The organism is Psychrobacter sp. MES7-P7E (assembly GCF_002863645.1).
Classification (GTDB): Bacteria; Pseudomonadota; Gammaproteobacteria; order Pseudomonadales; family Moraxellaceae; genus Psychrobacter.
This window is the reverse complement of the sequence record NZ_PJBU01000046.1, coordinates 1-847: the sequence shown is the minus strand read 5'-3', so window position 1 is coordinate 847 and position 847 is coordinate 1. Positions and strand designations below refer to the sequence as shown.

Here is an 847-nt window from a genome sequence, read left to right as displayed (position 1 = left end):
TAGGGCGTGTCTTCAATTCATCTTACAATGAACGATAGTACACGCCAGATAAAGCATTGACTTAAAATTACGCGCTAACTTCTCATAGCGAGTGGCGATACTACGAAAGTGTTTAAGCCTTGCAAACATATTTTCAACAAGATGACGCAGCTTGTACAAATAGCTATCAAACTCTGGATTAGGCTGTTTGGCGTTCTTCCTTTTAGGAACGACAGGTATCATATTATGGCTGCGAGCTTTGTCTCTGATACACTCTGAGTCATAGCCTTTATCAGCGATAAAGTAATCTGCCTGTCCAATCATCTCAATCAATTCACCTGCAATTTGACTGTCGTGGACGTCACCCCCAGTGATTTTAAAATTGAGCGGATATCCATCGGCATCACAGGATAGGTGTATCTTTGTAGTTGCTCCGCCACGGCTTTGTCCAATTGCTCGCTCTTCACCACGCCGAGCTCCACTTGCATGCTGATGACAGCGAACATAGCTTCCGTCTGTGAATACCCATTCCGTATCAACTTCTTTTCGTAAGCCAAAAAAAAATCCGCCCATAAGCCAGTTTTCGACCAGCGGTTGAAACGACTATAGGCTGTTTTCCACGAACATAATTCTTCAGGTATGTCACGCCAAGGCGCCCCTGTGCGTAGTTTCCACAGTATGGCTTCCATGATCTCTCGGCTGTTTTGAGTTTGATAGCAGCCGTACTTTATCATCGTCGATTGCAATTGATCCCAAAGCGTATCTGTTAATGCTTTTCTTGCCATAACTTGTATTTCTCGCATCGACTCAATAGATGCGGTATTGTAACTATTATTTAGGGCTTATCCAATTGAAGACACGCCCTAGT

1 protein-coding gene is annotated in these 847 nt (G+C 43.7%); it reads right to left on the bottom strand.

Annotation, left to right across the window (positions count from 1 at the left end; all coding sequences use genetic code 11):
• Positions 1 to 12: 12 nt before the first annotated feature.
• Positions 13 to 764 (bottom strand): IS5 family transposase gene (locus tag CXF62_RS01420; RefSeq protein ID WP_197707681.1). Its coding sequence is split into 2 segments (ribosomal slippage): positions 13 to 557 and positions 557 to 764, totalling 753 coding nucleotides; the frame shifts between segments, so codons are not numbered across the junction.
• Positions 765 to 847: the final 83 nt, after the last annotated feature.